We start from the raw sequence: 14,954 nt of genomic DNA, 5'->3' as shown, positions 1-14,954 counted from the left end.
TTCAACTTTTAATTTTAGATTTATGAATTACAAAACTATCTTCAAGATATCTACTTTACTTTTACTCTTTTCTCTGTTTACTAATTGCGCTACTACACTCAATAAATCACCAAAATCTAAAAATAAAACAGCATCTTTTGAAGCAAAAAAGTTAATTCTTGAAGTAGATAGTTTAATAAGAATATCTGAATCCATGGAATATTCAACAAAACCAGTAGTCAAAAGAATTACAGAAGGTTCACTGAAAATTTTTGATAGTTTAAAAATTGAAATTGGTACCGGAAGCTTTTTAAGAAATATGTACACTAATCAAGAGAAAGATGAAGTAGTTAAGGCAGATTACAGTCAGACAATCAATTATATTTACGATGCAAGTAAAAATATTGATCATACTAAAGAGCAAATAAAAACGATCATATATTACAAAAATGAAAAACCTTATTATGCAACCTATAATGAACGTAAATTCAATAAAGAGAGTTTAACCGCTGACGATACGTATTATTTCGAATTCAATACAGAAAATATTAAGGAAAATGATTCTGAGAAGAAAATTAGAAAGTATGTTTTGTATCTGAGTGAAGATATTATATCTGATAAGTAAAAAAAAACCACGTTAGCACAAGTTTGCAACTTGTGACGTCAAATAAGCTAAATATTGTTTTCAGTAATTACTTAAACTTCACCTGTATATGAATTATCGAAAATTAAGTTATATTTATTTGAAAATATAATGTTAATTTCTGTTACGGCACGAGTTGAAAAACTCGTGCTAGCAAAGGATGTGACGATTAACAACATAAAGTAAAATGAAACACACAAAAATTTTCACATTCATATTCTTTTCAATTATACTAATCAGTTGTAAAAACTATTATAATGATACACTAGCTTGGGCAAATAATATTGAAAGTGGAACAACTATTGAAAACGTACAAAAATTACAACCAGATTATATAGAAATTGATTGGGAAGATCCACGAACTTTTGAAAACGAAAAATGGTATTTTATTACTAAAATCAAAGGAAATTATGATGTTTTAGGAATGTCGAATTATTTGGTTTTTATTGATGATAAGTATCAAGGTAGAGAGGCGAGAAAATAATAGTGCCTTTTGAAATTCTAACTATTTCTCGATACAAAATTCTTTCAGAATTTCACTCGAAATGACGGTTAGAAGTTCAAAACGTCATTTCGAGTAATTTTATATTGAGCATAGCGAGATAAAAAATTGTATCGAGAAATACTCCAAATACTCACTTCTTCAACGCTAGCGCAAGTTTGATAACTTGTGACCGTAAGCAAACTAAACTAAATCCTATCTACGCAGGAATGACAAATAAATCCAAAATGAAGTAAGAAGTTCTAAACATAGCTAAATACTCACTTCTCAATACTAATATCTAATTCTTACTCCAATCCCAAAACCTCATTAGAAATTCCCAACTGCTCATTAAACAATTCCTTCGTCAATTCCTGTTTCCAAAAAGGAACTAATTCAGCTAAAATTTTCTTTCCGTGATCGGAATGTACTTCTTCTGGAAATGCAATTTCTAAGACTTCTAACATAATTGGTACTGCCGTAGATGCGCCAGGCGATGCACCTAACAATGCCGTAATACTTCCATCTTTGCAATGAACGACTTCTGTTCCGAATTGCAATATCCCACCTTCAAATTCGTCTTTTTTAATGATTTGAACACGTTGTCCCGCAACCATAATTTCCCAATCTTCGTTTTTGGCGTTTTTTACAAACTTTCGCAAATCGTTCATGCGATCATTGTGCGACATTAAAACTTGTTCTACCAAATACTTTGTCAAAGGTAAATTGTGCCAAAACGCGCCAAACATCGCAGGTAAATTGTCAAAACTAATCGACTTGAATAAATCAAAATTAGAACCTTCTTTCAAAAACTTCGGACTAAACCCAGCAAAAGGTCCAAACAACAACTCACGCTTTCCGTTAATATAACGCGTATCCAAATGCGGTGTTGACATTGGCGGATCGCCAACTCCAGCTTTGCTATATACTTTTCCTAAATGTTGCTGAATGATTTCTTCATTCTTGCAAACGAGCCATTCGCCACTTACAGGAAAACCACCATAACCATCTTTTTCGTCAATTTCCACTTTTTGTAGTAGCAATAAACTTCCGCCGCCAGCGCCAATAAACACATGTTTCGCATCTAAATGTTGAATTTCATCTGTTATTATGTTTTTCACTTTTACAGACCATTCCACATCATCATCTGGATCAATATCTAATACATCGTGATTGCATTGTACTTTTGTACTATATTCATTTTCAAGTATTTCGAATAGCTTTTTGGTTAAATTGCCAAAATTTACGCCAGTTCCACGTTCCATCTTGCTTGCGGCTAAGACTTCATCTTTGCTTCTATCGTTTGCAATTAGTGGAAACCATTCAGCCATTTTTGAAATATCATTAGTGAATTCCATCGTATCAAACATAAAATGCGCTTTCATCGCTTTATACCGTTTTTTAAGATATGTTGCGTTTTCTTCGCCAGTTACCCAACTATAATGTGGTGTTTTTTGAATGAATGTTTTTGGATTATCAAGCAAATTATGCTGAACCAAATACGACCAAAATTGCTTTGAAATTTCAAACTGTTCGCAAACTTTCAACGCTTTGCTAATATCAATAGAACCATCTTCATTTTCAGGTGTGTAATTCAATTCGCATAAAGCGGAATGTCCTGTTCCTGCATTGTTCCAATCGGCTGAACTTTCTAAAGCAACGGCATCCAATCGTTCTAAAATCAGCACTTTTAATTTCGGTTGAATCAACTTTACCAATAATGCCAAAGAAGCACTCATTATTCCGCCACCAACACAAATAAGATCGTAATCGGTATTTACATTTATCTTTTCAGAAGTCATTCATTAATTTTTTTCTAAAGTAAAGAAATCAAACAATAAAAAATAATTACAAAACAAAAAAGATAGAAGCTTTTGCGGACACAAACTTCTATCTTCTTTTAACTAACTCAAAATTTATAATTATGGTAGGTATAACTTTGATTTTCTATTAAAAAGAGCTTTTTTATTATTTCGCATTATCTCCTTATAACCTAACAGGATCTGCGCATGTACAGGTTTCAATTGGACACGTACTCTGTTTTCCTAATGAATTATCAACAGTTGTTTCGTCTGAAGTTCTATTTCCTCCTTTTATATTTTTAAAATCTAAAGAAGCAATTTTTTTCTTTTTTAAATATAATTTGGTATTCAGATGCTGTTTTTTCATGATTGAATTTTATTTGTATTTCATAAATTTACTAATAATCAAACACTTATACATACACAAAAACATTACTTCCGCTACGTTTTTACTATAAAATTATTATTTTATACCGATTGGTATATTTTTTGTATATTTGACGAATGACACGCAAAGCTGAAAAAACCGCTGCCTTTATTATAGAAACTGTTGCGCCTATTTTTAACAAAAATGGATACGCAGCAACCAGCATTTCGGACATTACCAAAGCAACAGGCTTGACAAAAGGTGCGATTTACGGCAACTTTGAAAACAAAGAACAGTTGGCAGTTGCAGCGTTTAAATTCATGGTGAAAAGTTTGATGTCAGAAATTGTGAAACACATGAATAAAAGTGATTCGCCCATTGAAAAGCTATTATTAATCTCTGATTTTTATCGAAATTATTATTTATATACAAATAAAATGGGTGGTTGTCCTATTTTAAATGTTGGCGTGGACGCGAACAATCAAAATTCATATTTACTAGAAAAAGTACGTATTATTATTCAACGGATTCAAGATCAATTGGCAACAATTATTGAAGATGGAATTGAAATCGGAGAAATTTCTACGGAAGTAAACGCAATGAACGCCGCCAAACGCATTGACACGATGATTCAAGGTGCGGTTTTTATGACATATACTATGGATGATGATTTTTATATGAAAGACATGATGAATCTCGTTGATAAAATGATCAATGAAGAATTAAGAGTATAACCTATTTTTTTAATCAAAAATATACCGATTGGTATATTGAACTCGCTTTAGCTTTTTCAAATTGATAAAAAATTTAACCGAGTTCATATAAAACAATTTACAATGGAAGATTTACCAAAAATTTTAGAAAGTAAAAGCAAAATACGATTTCAAGATTGCGATCCGCTAAATCACTTGAATAATAGCAAATATTTAGATTATTTGATTAATGCCAGAGAAGATCAATTGATTGATCATTACGATTTGGATATTTTTGAAACCGCCAAAAAAACTGGTACAACTTGGGTTGTTGGTTCGCATCAAATTGCGTATGTACGACCAGCGTTTGTAATGGAAACCGTAACAATTGATTCTCAATTACTTTACTTCAATAAAAAACAATTATTAGTAGAAATTCGTATGTGGAACGAACACAAAACAGAATTAAAATCGATCATGTGGAGTTCATTTATTCACTTTAACATCCTAAAAGGAAAAGCACATGAACACAACGAAAAATATATCAATTTGTTTGAGAGTGTAGTGTTGCCTGTTACAGAAACTAATTTTGACGAACGTGTTAAAAGTTTACGATTGTCAACGGTTTCGTGATAAATATCAGCTTTTCGAGTTTGGTTTTTAAGTATCTTTGAAACGAATAAAATATACTATTTTTTAACTCGTTGTGCATTTTGAATTCAAAAGCATACTGAAGCGTCAGTTCGAGTGATTTTGAGGCACGAAAAATTGTATCGAGAACCTGTTTAGTGTAAAAAATTCTATTCTCGATACAAATTTTACTCATTTTCAATCGTAAAATTCACTCGAATTGACGAATTTTATCAAAATGCACAACGGGTTATTTACATCATATTTTATAAAATATAACATGAACATCAACAGATATATAGATCATACATTATTAAAACCAACAACTACAATTACTGATATTGAACAACTTTGTAAAGAAGCAGTTGAACATAATTTCTTTTCAGTTTGCGTAAATAGTTCGCATGTAAAATTGGCTAAAAAGTGTGTCGCTTCTAACGAATCTGTACACGTTTGTAGCGTAATTGGTTTTCCGCTTGGTGCGATGAGTACCGAAGGGAAAATTGCGGAGTTACTTCAAGCAAAAGAAGATGGCGCTGACGAATTTGATATGGTTATTAATATTGGCTGGCTGAAATCTGGCAAAGAAAATTTAATCAAAGAAGAAATTAAACAATTAAAAATAGCGGCTGGAACTAAAATTCTAAAAGTAATTGTTGAAACGTGTTATCTTTCGGATGAAGAAAAAATAAAAGCGTCCAAACTTGCCGTAGAAGCTGGCGCAGATTTTGTGAAAACGTCCACAGGATTTGGAACTGGCGGCGCAACAGTAGAAGATATTTCACTGATGAAAAATGCAGTAAACGGAAAAGCGAAATTGAAAGCTTCTGGCGGAATTAGAGATTACGAAACGGCTAAAAAATATATCGATTTAGGCGTTTCCCGATTAGGAACATCGAACGGAATTGCTATTGTAAACGGAACAGCATCAAAAAATACTTATTAAATTATGAGCATACATATTGAAGCAAAAAATGGCGAAATTGCGCCTACGGTTTTATTACCTGGCGATCCAATGCGTGCCAAATGGATTGCAGAAACATACTTTGAAAACCCAACGTTATACAATGATGTTCGCGGAATGTTTGGCTACACAGGAACCTACAAAGGCAAACTAGTTTCCGTACAAGGAACTGGAATGGGCGCGCCATCTATTGGAATTTACGCGCACGAATTAATCAAAAAATATGATGTGCAAAAACTCATTCGTGTTGGAAGTGCTGGTTCGTATCAAAAAGAAGTAAACATTCGTGATATTGTGATTGCAATGGCGGCTTCATCAAACAGTAGTTTTAATAATTTACCTTTTCAGGGAGAAAATTTTGCTCCTACGGCTCATGCCGAATTGTTCTTAGCTGCGATAAATGCTGCCAACGAAAGAAACATTCCTGTAAAAGCTGGAAACATTTTAACGAGTGACATATTTTATCAAGAAGATGCTGATTATTATAAAAAATGGGCGAAATACGGCGTACTTTGCGTAGAAATGGAAACTGCAGCTTTATATACGTTAGCAGCGCGATTTAATGTAAAAGCACTATCTTTATTGACTATTTCTGATAGTTTGGTGACTCACGAAACTACAACATCGGAAGAACGAGCAGAAACTTTTAAAGAAATGATTGAAATTGCATTGGCGATTATTTAAACAAAAAAACGAATGAAAAAAAACATCTTACTAGTATTAAGTTTATTCTTAGTCATGAATTGCTTTGCGCAAGAATCAGAAGAAACTGAAAACGAAACTGAAACTGAAAATGAAACCGAAGTTGAAGTTGAAACTTCTGTGTATTATTTAATTCGTCATGCAGAAAAAAATCGTAGTGACAAGAAAGATAAAGATCCTAAATTAACCAAAGCAGGAAACAATAGAGCAATATATTGGGCAGAAGTTTTTAAAAATGTAAAATTTGATGCGGTGTATTCTACAGATTACAACAGAACGCGAGAAACTGCTATTCCAACAGCTGAAGCGAACCAATTGGAAATAACATCGTACCATCCATTTAAAATTGATTTTAAACAATTTCTAGCGGATACCGAAGGAGAAACTACACTAATTGTCGGACATAGTAATACAACACCCGATTTTGTTAATAGATTATTGAACGAAGAAGAATTTGAACATATTGACGATAAGAACAATGGAAATCTATACATTGTAACGATTACAGGAGATTCTAAAACTGTACAATTGTTGACACTTAATTAGATTTTCACCCAAAATAAACACAAGAAAAGATCAATGGTATTAAAACTAGCATTGATCTTTTTTTTGCTTAATAAAAATCATTAGAAATCACAGTAAATTCGCTATATTTGCCCTCATTTATGCAAAAAAACATCAACATACAAAATAAGAGGGCGCGCTTCGAATATGAACTCTTAGAGAAATTTACCGCAGGAATTGTGCTGTCTGGTACGGAGATTAAATCTATTCGTTTGAGCAAAGCTTCCATTGCCGAAAGTTTCTGTGAATTCAGTGAACGCGGCGAACTTTTTGTGATAAATATGTATATTGAAGAATACGCTTTTGGAACACATTACAATCACCAACCTCGTAGTTCTCGGAAATTATTATTGAATAAAAAAGAACTTCGAAGCTTGCATAAAAGTGTCAAAAATGCAGGATTAACAATAGTTCCGTTGCGTTTGTTTATCAATGAAAAAGGCTTGGCAAAAATATCTATTGCACTTGCAAAAGGTAAAAAGATTCATGACAAGCGTGAAACGATGAGAGATCGTGATAATAAACGAGACTTAGACCGTGTGAAGAAGAATTTCCGTTAGTTTTTATTAAATAATTTACTTCTGCTTTAAGTTAAAAACCACATTTTTAATTTATTATTTTCTTTGCTCGCACAAAGAAAAGAAACAAAAGAAAGTGCATTTTTCCAGAGGTATTTTTAGTTTTTTCTCTGAAAAACTAAAACCGCATTCATTTTTCTAAATTTTTTCCAAGGCTTCAAAAATTCTTAACGAAAAATGCCTGCTATACTGCGGAAAAAGTAACGCAGTGCAAGGAAATGTTAATTCTTATTCTCCAACATTGGCACAAAGCGAAATTCTCCAAATTCTTTTTTAGTAAATTCTTTTTCAGAAGTTCGAACAAAAAGTGTCATAATCTGTTCATTTTTACCAACAGGAATCACTAGCTTTCCTCCTATTTTTAATTGCGCTAATAATGGTTTTGGTACAAATGGCGCACCAGCCGTGACAACAATTCCGTCAAAAGGAGCTTCCGTTGGCAATCCTTTGTAACCGTCGCCAAAGATTAGTTTTTTAGGTCGGTAGCCTAACTTTGGCAAGAATAAACTCGTCTTTTTAAACAATTCTTTTTGACGTTCAATACTGTATACTTTTGCGCCTAATTCGAGCAACATTGCTGTTTGATAACCACTTCCTGTACCAATTTCTAGAATTTTTGCGCCAGAAGCCAGTTCGAGTAATTGAGTTTGAAACGCTACAGTAAACGGTTGCGAAATGGTTTGATCGGCGCCAATAGGAAATGCTTTGTCTTGATACGCATGCGATTCAAAACTAGAATCCATAAACAAATGACGCGGAATTTTTCGAATTCCATTCAGTACATTTTCGTCTGTAATTCCTTTGTCAGCAACGATTTGTGCTAACTGATTTCGCATTCCTTTATGTTTAAACGTATCTTTCATGTTGTCACAAAAATAGTTTTATTTTTTGTCTAAATGCCTACTTAACCTAAGTTCGATTTAAAATAATAGTAAACTTTCTGTAATTCGTTCTTTTTCTGAAATATAACAAGTGTCTTTTTTGAGAAAATATTTTAAAACGGAATCAAAAAAATGAAGTAGCTTTGTTAGTATAAAATACTTTACAAATGAATTTCGAACTCAATAATTCAATTGAAATTTTAGAAAGAACGCCACTAATTTTAGAATCTTTTTTGAGTAATTTATCAAGCAATTGGATAAAAAATAATGAAGGCGAAAACACGTGGAGTCCATATGATATAATTGGACATTTAATTTATGGAGAAAAAACAGATTGGATTGTTAGAGCAAAAATAATAGTATCTCAATCTGAAAATAAAACGTTTGAATCTTTTGATCGTTTTGCTCAATTTAAAGAAAATCAAAACCTACAAATATCAGATTTAATTGCAAAGTTTAAAGACTTAAGAAAAAGCAATCTGCAAGAATTAAAATCTTTACACATTACAAGTGATAAACTTGCGCTTAAAGCAACGCATCCTGAACTCGGAGAAATAACACTTCAACAATTAATTTCGGCTTGGGTTGTACACGATTTAGGTCACATTGCGCAAATTTCAAGAGTTATGGCAAAACAATATGATTCTAATGTTGGATCTTGGAAAGCGTATTTAGGAATTTTAAATAAATAATTCTCAAAAATCAACACTTAAAAATAGAAATAATGCATAATTGTTTCTAAGAACTCCAAAGGTTCTAGAAAAATAAATTATTTTTGTTCAAAACACTTTCTATGTTAAAAGCTGGAGTTTTAGGTGCAGGACACTTAGGCAAAATTCATCTTCGATTATTACAACAATCTTCTCAATACGAACTTATTGGTTTTTATGATGCAAATCCTGAATATGCTCAGAAAATAGTAAAGGAATTTGGATACAAATATTTTGATACGATTGATGCTTTGATTGATGCCGTTGATGTCGTTGATATTGTAACTCCAACGCTTTCACATCACGAATGTGCCAAAAAAGCGATTCTCAAAGGAAAGCATGTTTTCATTGAAAAACCAATTACCAACACGGTTGCAGAAGCTGAGGAATTGATTAAGTTGGTAAAAAAGCACAAAGTAAAAGGGCAAGTTGGACATGTAGAACGTTTCAATCCGGCATTCAAGGCAGTAAAAGACCAAATTATTTCGCCAATGTTTATTGAAACACATCGTTTGGCAGAATTTAATCCGCGCGGAACTGATGTTCCTGTAGTATTAGATTTAATGATTCATGATATTGACGCAATTTTAAGTGTTGTAAAATCTAAAGTGGTCAAAATTAACGCAAGTGGAGTTTCTGTCATTAGTAACTCGCCAGACATTGCCAATGCACGTTTGGAGTTTGAAAATGGTTGCGTTGCCAATCTGACGTCAAGTCGTATTTCCATGAAAAACATGCGTAAAAGTCGTTTCTTTCAGCGTGATGCATACATTGCTGTAGATTTTTTGGAAAAGAAAGTGGAAGTCGTAAAGATGAAAGATGCACCAAAAAAAGTAGATGAATTTGCATTAATTCTTCAAAATGCAGAAGGCGTAAAAAAGCAAATCTATTTTGAAAATCCTGAGATTGACGAAAACAACGCTATTTTGGAAGAATTGGAAACATTTGCAGACGCTATCAATAATGATACAACGCCAATTGTTTCGTTAGCACAAGGAACGGAAGCGTTACGCATTGCAATCAAAATTATTGAAAAATTTAAAAAATAAAGACATTATGTTAAAAATCAAACAAGTGCTTTTAGTGCTATTTGTATTCACGATAACCTTTTCGTTTGCACAAGAAGATAAAATTGTACCTGCAAAAAAGGTAGATATTGCTGATATGGTGAAAGATGTACAGATTATTCGAAAGAATGAAGACAACTTCAAAATGGTTTGGTGGATTCCTCTTGAATATTGGGAAGTATCAATTGGTGATAGTAACTTGGGACAATCTGGTGTTTTGGAACAAATTACACGTATTTTTGAAGGATACACATTAGTATGCACTATAAATACTGATATTTCTCCTTTTGGCGGTTTAATAAAGAAATCTTCAAAGATTCAATTAAAAGATACGAAAGGCAATATATATGACGAAATCAAGGACGAAGAAATTCCTGATGAATATGAAAGTATGCTTACCTCAATGAAACCCGCAATGGCACAAATGTTAGGGCAATTTGGAAAACAAATGGAATTTCATGTGTTTCCAGAGAAAGCAAAAGATGGAACTTTAATGGCAGCACCATTGAGCAAAGGCGAATTTACTGTACTTTTTAACGAGACTGAAGAATTCAAATTTAAACTTCCGTTAAGTTCATTGGTAGAAAAGAAAGAATGTCCAAAAGATGGCGAATTGCTCAATGGGAATTGGGAATTCTGTCCGTGGCACGGAAAAAAATTAAAATTACAGACTAAATAAACTCCATTTTATGAAAAATATAGCTGTTATCGGAGCAGGAACAATGGGCAACGGAATTGCACATACGTTTGCTCAATTTGGCTTTAAAGTTCAATTAATAGATATTTCTCAAGCTTCTTTAGACAAAGGAATTGCAACCATTACGAAAAACTTAGATCGTATGGTGACAAAAGAAAGGATCTCGGAAGAAGATAAACAACAAACATTAAATAATATTACAACATTTACGTCTACAAAAGAAGGTGTCGCAACTGCTGGTTTGGTAGTAGAAGCTGCGACAGAAAATGTAGATTTAAAATTAAAAATATTTAGAGATTTAGACGCGTTATGTCCAAAAAATACCATTTTGGCGACGAATACATCTTCCATCTCAATTACGCAAATTGCAGCTGTGACTTCGCGTCCTGAAATGGTAATCGGAATGCACTTTATGAATCCTGTACCAATTATGAAATTGGTCGAAATCATTCGTGGTTATAACACTTCTGACGAAGTTACCAACACGATTATGGAGCTTTCTAAGCAATTAGACAAAGTTCCAACGGAAGTAAATGATTATCCAGGATTTGTAGCAAACAGAATCTTAATGCCAATGATTAACGAATCTATTGAAACGTTGTATAATGGTGTTGCTGGCGTTTCCGAAATTGATACCGTTATGAAATTAGGAATGGCGCATCCAATGGGACCATTACAATTAGCCGATTTTATTGGTTTAGACGTTTGTTTATCTATCTTGAATGTAATGTATGAAGGATTCAAAAATCCAAAATACGCGCCATGTCCACTATTAGTAAACATGGTAAATGCTGGGAAATTGGGTGTAAAATCGGGCGAAGGATTTTATGACTATTCGGAAAGTAGAAAAGCAGAAAACGTAGCTAAAATGTTTCGTTAATGATTGAAACAAAAGCGTATCAACTTACACAAGATACATTTACTAAAATTGTAATGCAGCGACTTTTTATAAAAAAATGGTGGATTTTCGCATTGTTTCTTTTAGCAATATGTTATTATTTATTCGCCGATAATCAATCTGTAGCAGATTCTTTCTTGACATTTTTGATATTTGGTTATCCGCTATTTTACATTGGATATACTTTTTATTGGAGTCGATCAAAAAATCATAAAGGCCTTTTAGCCGAAACCAATTTAGAATTTGATGACGCAACCATGCTATTCAAAAAGAATGATAACGAAATTAAAATTCCATACAAAAATATTATTCGCTTAGAAGATTATGAGAAGTATTGGTTGTTATATATTTCTAAAACAAATTTTATATATGTACCAAAAAATATATTTCATACAGAAGACGATTTTATCATGTTTCTAACCTATATAAACGATTGAAACAATTCGTATTCATACTATGCTTGTGTTTATTTAGTTGTACGGAAACGACTAAAAGTAGCGCAAGTATAGCTGAAAACACAATACAAAAGACGAACGAACCTCAAAATCCGCTCGTCTTTTTTGATTCTATATTTAAACAAAAACCAAGTTATAAAGCTTCTGATTTTGACTTTCCTGTCGGGAAACCAAACGCAAACGGTTATTACAACGCACAAAAATTTACGGTAAACAATCACTTAGGTGACGATTGGAACGGAAAAAATGGCGGAAACACCGATTTAGGCGATCCAATTTATGCGATTGGAAATGGATATGTCAATTTTTCAGAAAACATTGGTGGCGGTTGGGGAAATGTAATTCGCATTATTCATCAGTATAAAAACAACTATTACGAATCGTTGTACGCACATTGTGACAAAATCTCTGTAAAAAAAGGTAGCTTTGTAACCAAAGGAACGCAAATAGGAACTATTGGAAACGCAAATGGCGCATATTTTGCACATTTGCATCTGGAAATTCGCGACAGTATTCTCATGGATATTGGTGGCGGATATAGTGAAAATACCACAGGATATTTGAATCCGACAACATTTATTAAATCTAACAGAAAGTAACGTGGCTAAAATAAAACCTTTCAAAGCAGTGCGTCCAACACGCGACAAAGTAAGCTTAGTTGCTGCACGATCTTATCAAAGTTATACACAAGACGAACGTGAAGCGCGCTTGGACCACAATCCGTTTTCGTTTTTGCATATTATAAATCCTGGCTATAAATATCACAAAGAAATTTCTGGAAAAGAACGCTATGGTTTGGTTCGAAATCGCTATTTGGAATTTAAAGAAGATGATATTTTTGTGCAAGACGAGAAACCTTGTTTTTACATTTACAGAGTTGTGAATCGTGAACAGAAAGTTTTTACTGGAATTGTTGCCGCTGCGAGTACAGAAGATTACAAAAACAACGTCATCAAACGTCATGAAGATACCATTGAATATAGAGAGCAAATATTTAAAGAATACCTAAAAACGGTTGGTTTCAACGCGGAACCAGTATTGCTTACGTATCCTGATTCTTCTGTGATAAAACGTGTTTTGAAATCATACACAGAAACGCGTGCCGAATTTGAATTTACCACAACCTACAGAGACACACATTATTTATGGTTGGTTGAAAATACAGAAGACATCAAAATGATTCAAGATGAATTTTCAAAGATGGACGCTATTTACATTGCCGACGGACATCATCGTTCGGCATCTTCATTTTTATTAGGCGAAGATTTAAAAAATTCCAATCCAAATCATACTGGAAATGAAGCATATAATGCATTCATGAGTTATCTGATTCCAGAATCTGAATTGCGTATTTCCGAATTTAATCGTTTGATAAAAGACTTAAACGGATTGTCTAAAGAGCAATTTTTATTAAAATTAGATGAATCTTTCCGAATAGAAAACAGAGTTCACGAGTTGTACAAACCGTCTAGAAAACATCACTTTAGCATGTATTTAGATGGCGAATTTTACTCATTGCACTTGCGTAAAACGAGTTATGAATTTACCGATTCGTTAAGCGAATTGGACACGCATATTTTATATGTAACGATTTTAAAGCCGATTTTAAACATTATAGATTTACGAAATGATAATCGAATTGATTACGGATCTGACAAACATAATGTCATTGAAATGAAAAACCGAATTGATTCAGGTGAATTTGCCGTTGGTTTTGGACTAGTTCCTGTCAATGTAGAAGAAATGAAACGGATTGCAGACGAAGGTTTAACAATGCCGCCAAAAAGTACTTTTATAGAACCGAAATTGCGTAGTGGTGTTACTATTTATGAATTTTAGTGTTTGGGATTAGGGATTAGGGATTAGGGATTAGGGATTAGGGAAAATACTTTTTTATTTTACATTTTGAGTTTTACATTTTAAATTTCGATATTCGATATTCGATATTCGATATTTGTTGTTCGTTGTTTGTTGTTCGTTGTTTGTTGTTCGTCGCTTGTTTGAAATGCATACATTTAAAATTTAGCATTTGGCATTTAGCATTTAGCATTTAAAATTTAAAATTTACATATATACACATGTCTATTACAGAAAAAATTAAAGAATTACACGATACTTTACCCGAAGATGTTACGCTTGTAGCAGTTTCTAAAACGAAGCCAATTGCAGATTTACAAGAAGCGTATGATGCTGGACAACGCGTATTTGGCGAAAATAAAATTCAAGAAATGACGGAGAAATGGGAAGTTTTACCCAAAGATATTTCTTGGCATATGATTGGACATGTGCAACGAAATAAAGTAAAATACATGGCAGAATTTGTAGATTTGATTCATGGAGTTGACAATTTTAAATTATTGAAAGAGATTAACAAGCAAGCGAAAAAATACGATAGAACGATTAAATGTTTACTTCAGATAAAAATTGCTGAAGAAGATTCTAAATTTGGAATGTCTGCCGAAGATGCTACTACTTTGCTCGCTTCCGCAGAATTTACACAGCTAGAAAACATTTCCATTGTTGGGCTCATGGGAATGGCAACATTTACAGATGATGCTATGCAAGTTCAAAAAGAATTTAAACACTTAAAAACTACTTTTAACAATTTACAACCAACACATACATCTTTAGAAATCATTTCTATGGGAATGAGTGGCGATTACGAATTGGCAATTGCCGAAGGAAGTACGATGGTAAGAATTGGAAGTAGTATTTTTGGTGCGCGAAACTATACCAACTAAATTTTATAGCAATCATTTTAAAATTTAGTTCGTATTATACGTCACCAACCTAAATTAATCCTTAAGATATTTTTATATTTATACCCTAATCCAAAAACAACGC

At 32.8% G+C, this 14,954-nt stretch carries 20 protein-coding genes; 16 read left to right on the top strand and 4 right to left on the bottom strand.

Annotation, left to right across the window (positions count from 1 at the left end):
- Nucleotides 1-27: 27 nt before the first annotated feature.
- The gene (locus IMCC3317_RS00815) at nt 28-195 is read right to left on the bottom strand and encodes a hypothetical protein (RefSeq protein WP_160127612.1); all 168 of its coding nucleotides are present in this window, start codon (nt 193-195) and stop codon (nt 28-30) included.
- Here IMCC3317_RS00815 and IMCC3317_RS00810 point away from each other — a divergent pair.
- Nucleotides 194-604 carry a hypothetical protein gene (locus IMCC3317_RS00810; RefSeq protein ID WP_160127611.1) on the top strand — a complete coding sequence of 137 codons (411 nt, stop codon included), beginning with the start codon at nt 194-196 and terminating at the stop codon, nt 602-604. The two genes, IMCC3317_RS00815 and IMCC3317_RS00810, sit on opposite strands and share 2 nt — an antisense overlap.
- A 205-nt stretch (nt 605-809) precedes the next feature.
- Nucleotides 810-1,106 (top strand): hypothetical protein, encoded by a 297-nt coding sequence (locus IMCC3317_RS00805; RefSeq protein WP_160127610.1) that lies wholly within the window; start codon nt 810-812, stop codon nt 1,104-1,106.
- A gap of 305 nt (nt 1,107-1,411) precedes the next feature.
- Here IMCC3317_RS00805 and mqo read toward each other — a convergent pair whose 3' ends face one another.
- Both mqo and IMCC3317_RS00795 read right to left on the bottom strand, forming a co-directional pair.
- Nucleotides 1,412-2,905 carry a malate dehydrogenase (quinone) gene (mqo, locus tag IMCC3317_RS00800; RefSeq protein WP_160127609.1) on the bottom strand — a complete coding sequence of 498 codons (1,494 nt, stop codon included), beginning with the start codon at nt 2,903-2,905 and terminating at the stop codon, nt 1,412-1,414.
- 184 nt (nt 2,906-3,089) lie between these two features.
- On the bottom strand, nt 3,090-3,272 hold the full coding sequence (locus tag IMCC3317_RS00795) for a hypothetical protein (RefSeq protein WP_160127608.1): 183 nt from the start codon (nt 3,270-3,272) through the stop codon (nt 3,090-3,092).
- Between the two features lie 137 nt (nt 3,273-3,409).
- On the opposite strand from IMCC3317_RS00795, the gene IMCC3317_RS00790 reads away from it, so the two are divergent.
- The 6 genes from IMCC3317_RS00790 to smpB all read left to right on the top strand — a co-directional run bounded on the left by IMCC3317_RS00790 (nt 3,410) and on the right by smpB (nt 7,384).
- On the top strand, nt 3,410-4,006 hold the full coding sequence (locus tag IMCC3317_RS00790; protein WP_160127607.1) for a TetR/AcrR family transcriptional regulator: 597 nt from the start codon (nt 3,410-3,412) through the stop codon (nt 4,004-4,006).
- A gap of 102 nt (nt 4,007-4,108) precedes the next feature.
- The gene (locus tag IMCC3317_RS00785) at nt 4,109-4,597 is read left to right on the top strand and encodes an acyl-CoA thioesterase (protein ID WP_160127606.1); all 489 of its coding nucleotides are present in this window, start codon (nt 4,109-4,111) and stop codon (nt 4,595-4,597) included.
- A 277-nt stretch (nt 4,598-4,874) separates the two neighbouring features.
- On the top strand, nt 4,875-5,540 hold the full coding sequence (deoC, locus tag IMCC3317_RS00780; protein ID WP_160127605.1) for a deoxyribose-phosphate aldolase: 666 nt from the start codon (nt 4,875-4,877) through the stop codon (nt 5,538-5,540).
- Between the two features lie 3 nt (nt 5,541-5,543).
- On the top strand, nt 5,544-6,242 hold the full coding sequence (gene deoD, locus IMCC3317_RS00775) for a purine-nucleoside phosphorylase (protein WP_160127604.1): 699 nt from the start codon (nt 5,544-5,546) through the stop codon (nt 6,240-6,242).
- Nucleotides 6,243-6,254: 12 nt separating this feature from the next.
- Nucleotides 6,255-6,806 carry a SixA phosphatase family protein gene (locus IMCC3317_RS00770; RefSeq protein WP_160127603.1) on the top strand — a complete coding sequence of 184 codons (552 nt, stop codon included), beginning with the start codon at nt 6,255-6,257 and terminating at the stop codon, nt 6,804-6,806.
- A gap of 119 nt (nt 6,807-6,925) precedes the next feature.
- The gene (smpB, locus tag IMCC3317_RS00765) at nt 6,926-7,384 is read left to right on the top strand and encodes an SsrA-binding protein SmpB (protein WP_160127602.1); all 459 of its coding nucleotides are present in this window, start codon (nt 6,926-6,928) and stop codon (nt 7,382-7,384) included.
- Between the two features lie 239 nt (nt 7,385-7,623).
- On the opposite strand, the gene IMCC3317_RS00760 is transcribed toward smpB, so the two are convergent.
- Nucleotides 7,624-8,265: a protein-L-isoaspartate(D-aspartate) O-methyltransferase gene (locus tag IMCC3317_RS00760; RefSeq protein ID WP_160127601.1), complete on the bottom strand. Its 642-nt coding sequence runs from the start codon at nt 8,263-8,265 to the stop codon at nt 7,624-7,626.
- Between the two features lie 185 nt (nt 8,266-8,450).
- On the opposite strand from IMCC3317_RS00760, the gene IMCC3317_RS00755 reads away from it, so the two are divergent.
- The 8 genes from IMCC3317_RS00755 to IMCC3317_RS00720 all read left to right on the top strand — a co-directional run bounded on the left by IMCC3317_RS00755 (nt 8,451) and on the right by IMCC3317_RS00720 (nt 14,851).
- Nucleotides 8,451-8,975, top strand: coding sequence for a DinB family protein (locus IMCC3317_RS00755; protein ID WP_160127600.1), 525 nt, complete (start codon nt 8,451-8,453; stop codon nt 8,973-8,975).
- Nucleotides 8,976-9,076: 101 nt separating this feature from the next.
- Nucleotides 9,077-10,042 carry a Gfo/Idh/MocA family protein gene (locus IMCC3317_RS00750; RefSeq protein ID WP_160127599.1) on the top strand — a complete coding sequence of 322 codons (966 nt, stop codon included), beginning with the start codon at nt 9,077-9,079 and terminating at the stop codon, nt 10,040-10,042.
- Nucleotides 10,043-10,049: 7 nt separating this feature from the next.
- Nucleotides 10,050-10,739: a hypothetical protein gene (locus tag IMCC3317_RS00745; RefSeq protein WP_160127598.1), complete on the top strand. Its 690-nt coding sequence runs from the start codon at nt 10,050-10,052 to the stop codon at nt 10,737-10,739.
- 10 nt (nt 10,740-10,749) lie between these two features.
- Nucleotides 10,750-11,637: a 3-hydroxybutyryl-CoA dehydrogenase gene (locus tag IMCC3317_RS00740; RefSeq protein WP_160127597.1), complete on the top strand. Its 888-nt coding sequence runs from the start codon at nt 10,750-10,752 to the stop codon at nt 11,635-11,637.
- Nucleotides 11,637-12,092, top strand: coding sequence for a YcxB family protein (locus IMCC3317_RS00735; protein WP_160127596.1), 456 nt, complete (start codon nt 11,637-11,639; stop codon nt 12,090-12,092). Before IMCC3317_RS00740 ends, IMCC3317_RS00735 begins: the two co-directional genes overlap by 1 nt.
- Nucleotides 12,089-12,709, top strand: a complete 621-nt coding sequence (locus IMCC3317_RS00730) for a M23 family metallopeptidase (RefSeq protein WP_160127595.1) — start codon at nt 12,089-12,091, stop codon at nt 12,707-12,709. The genes IMCC3317_RS00735 and IMCC3317_RS00730 overlap by 4 nt, the downstream gene beginning before the upstream one ends.
- Before the next feature lies 1 nt (nt 12,710).
- On the top strand, nt 12,711-13,949 hold the full coding sequence (locus IMCC3317_RS00725) for a DUF1015 domain-containing protein (protein WP_160127594.1): 1,239 nt from the start codon (nt 12,711-12,713) through the stop codon (nt 13,947-13,949).
- Nucleotides 13,950-14,188: 239 nt separating this feature from the next.
- Nucleotides 14,189-14,851 (top strand): YggS family pyridoxal phosphate-dependent enzyme, encoded by a 663-nt coding sequence (locus tag IMCC3317_RS00720; protein ID WP_160127593.1) that lies wholly within the window; start codon nt 14,189-14,191, stop codon nt 14,849-14,851.
- Nucleotides 14,852-14,954 lie beyond the last annotated feature (103 nt).

The organism is Kordia antarctica (assembly GCF_009901525.1).
GTDB lineage: Bacteria > Bacteroidota > Bacteroidia > Flavobacteriales > Flavobacteriaceae > Kordia > Kordia antarctica.
This window is presented reverse-complemented; position numbering and strand designations above follow the sequence as displayed.

Bases quoted from the DNA above. Each gene is read 5' to 3' on its own strand.
- IMCC3317_RS00755 (WP_160127600.1), top strand. From the start codon at position 8,451: ATGAATTTCGAACTCAATAATTCAATTGAAATTTTAGAAAGAACGCCA.
- IMCC3317_RS00810 (WP_160127611.1), top strand. From the start codon at position 194: ATGGAATATTCAACAAAACCAGTAGTCAAAAGAATTACAGAAGGTTCA.
- IMCC3317_RS00805 (WP_160127610.1), top strand. From the start codon at position 810: ATGAAACACACAAAAATTTTCACATTCATATTCTTTTCAATTATACTA.
- deoD (WP_160127604.1), top strand. From the start codon at position 5,544: ATGAGCATACATATTGAAGCAAAAAATGGCGAAATTGCGCCTACGGTT.
- IMCC3317_RS00790 (WP_160127607.1), top strand. From the start codon at position 3,410: ATGACACGCAAAGCTGAAAAAACCGCTGCCTTTATTATAGAAACTGTT.
- IMCC3317_RS00760 (WP_160127601.1), bottom strand. From the start codon at position 8,265: ATGAAAGATACGTTTAAACATAAAGGAATGCGAAATCAGTTAGCACAA.
- smpB (WP_160127602.1), top strand. From the start codon at position 6,926: ATGCAAAAAAACATCAACATACAAAATAAGAGGGCGCGCTTCGAATAT.
- IMCC3317_RS00745 (WP_160127598.1), top strand. From the start codon at position 10,050: ATGTTAAAAATCAAACAAGTGCTTTTAGTGCTATTTGTATTCACGATA.
- IMCC3317_RS00735 (WP_160127596.1), top strand. From the start codon at position 11,637: ATGATTGAAACAAAAGCGTATCAACTTACACAAGATACATTTACTAAA.
- IMCC3317_RS00720 (WP_160127593.1), top strand. From the start codon at position 14,189: ATGTCTATTACAGAAAAAATTAAAGAATTACACGATACTTTACCCGAA.
- mqo (WP_160127609.1), bottom strand. From the start codon at position 2,905: ATGACTTCTGAAAAGATAAATGTAAATACCGATTACGATCTTATTTGT.
- IMCC3317_RS00740 (WP_160127597.1), top strand. From the start codon at position 10,750: ATGAAAAATATAGCTGTTATCGGAGCAGGAACAATGGGCAACGGAATT.
- IMCC3317_RS00795 (WP_160127608.1), bottom strand. From the start codon at position 3,272: ATGAAAAAACAGCATCTGAATACCAAATTATATTTAAAAAAGAAAAAA.
- IMCC3317_RS00750 (WP_160127599.1), top strand. From the start codon at position 9,077: ATGTTAAAAGCTGGAGTTTTAGGTGCAGGACACTTAGGCAAAATTCAT.
- IMCC3317_RS00815 (WP_160127612.1), bottom strand. From the start codon at position 195: ATGGATTCAGATATTCTTATTAAACTATCTACTTCAAGAATTAACTTT.
- IMCC3317_RS00785 (WP_160127606.1), top strand. From the start codon at position 4,109: ATGGAAGATTTACCAAAAATTTTAGAAAGTAAAAGCAAAATACGATTT.
- IMCC3317_RS00770 (WP_160127603.1), top strand. From the start codon at position 6,255: ATGAAAAAAAACATCTTACTAGTATTAAGTTTATTCTTAGTCATGAAT.
- deoC (WP_160127605.1), top strand. From the start codon at position 4,875: ATGAACATCAACAGATATATAGATCATACATTATTAAAACCAACAACT.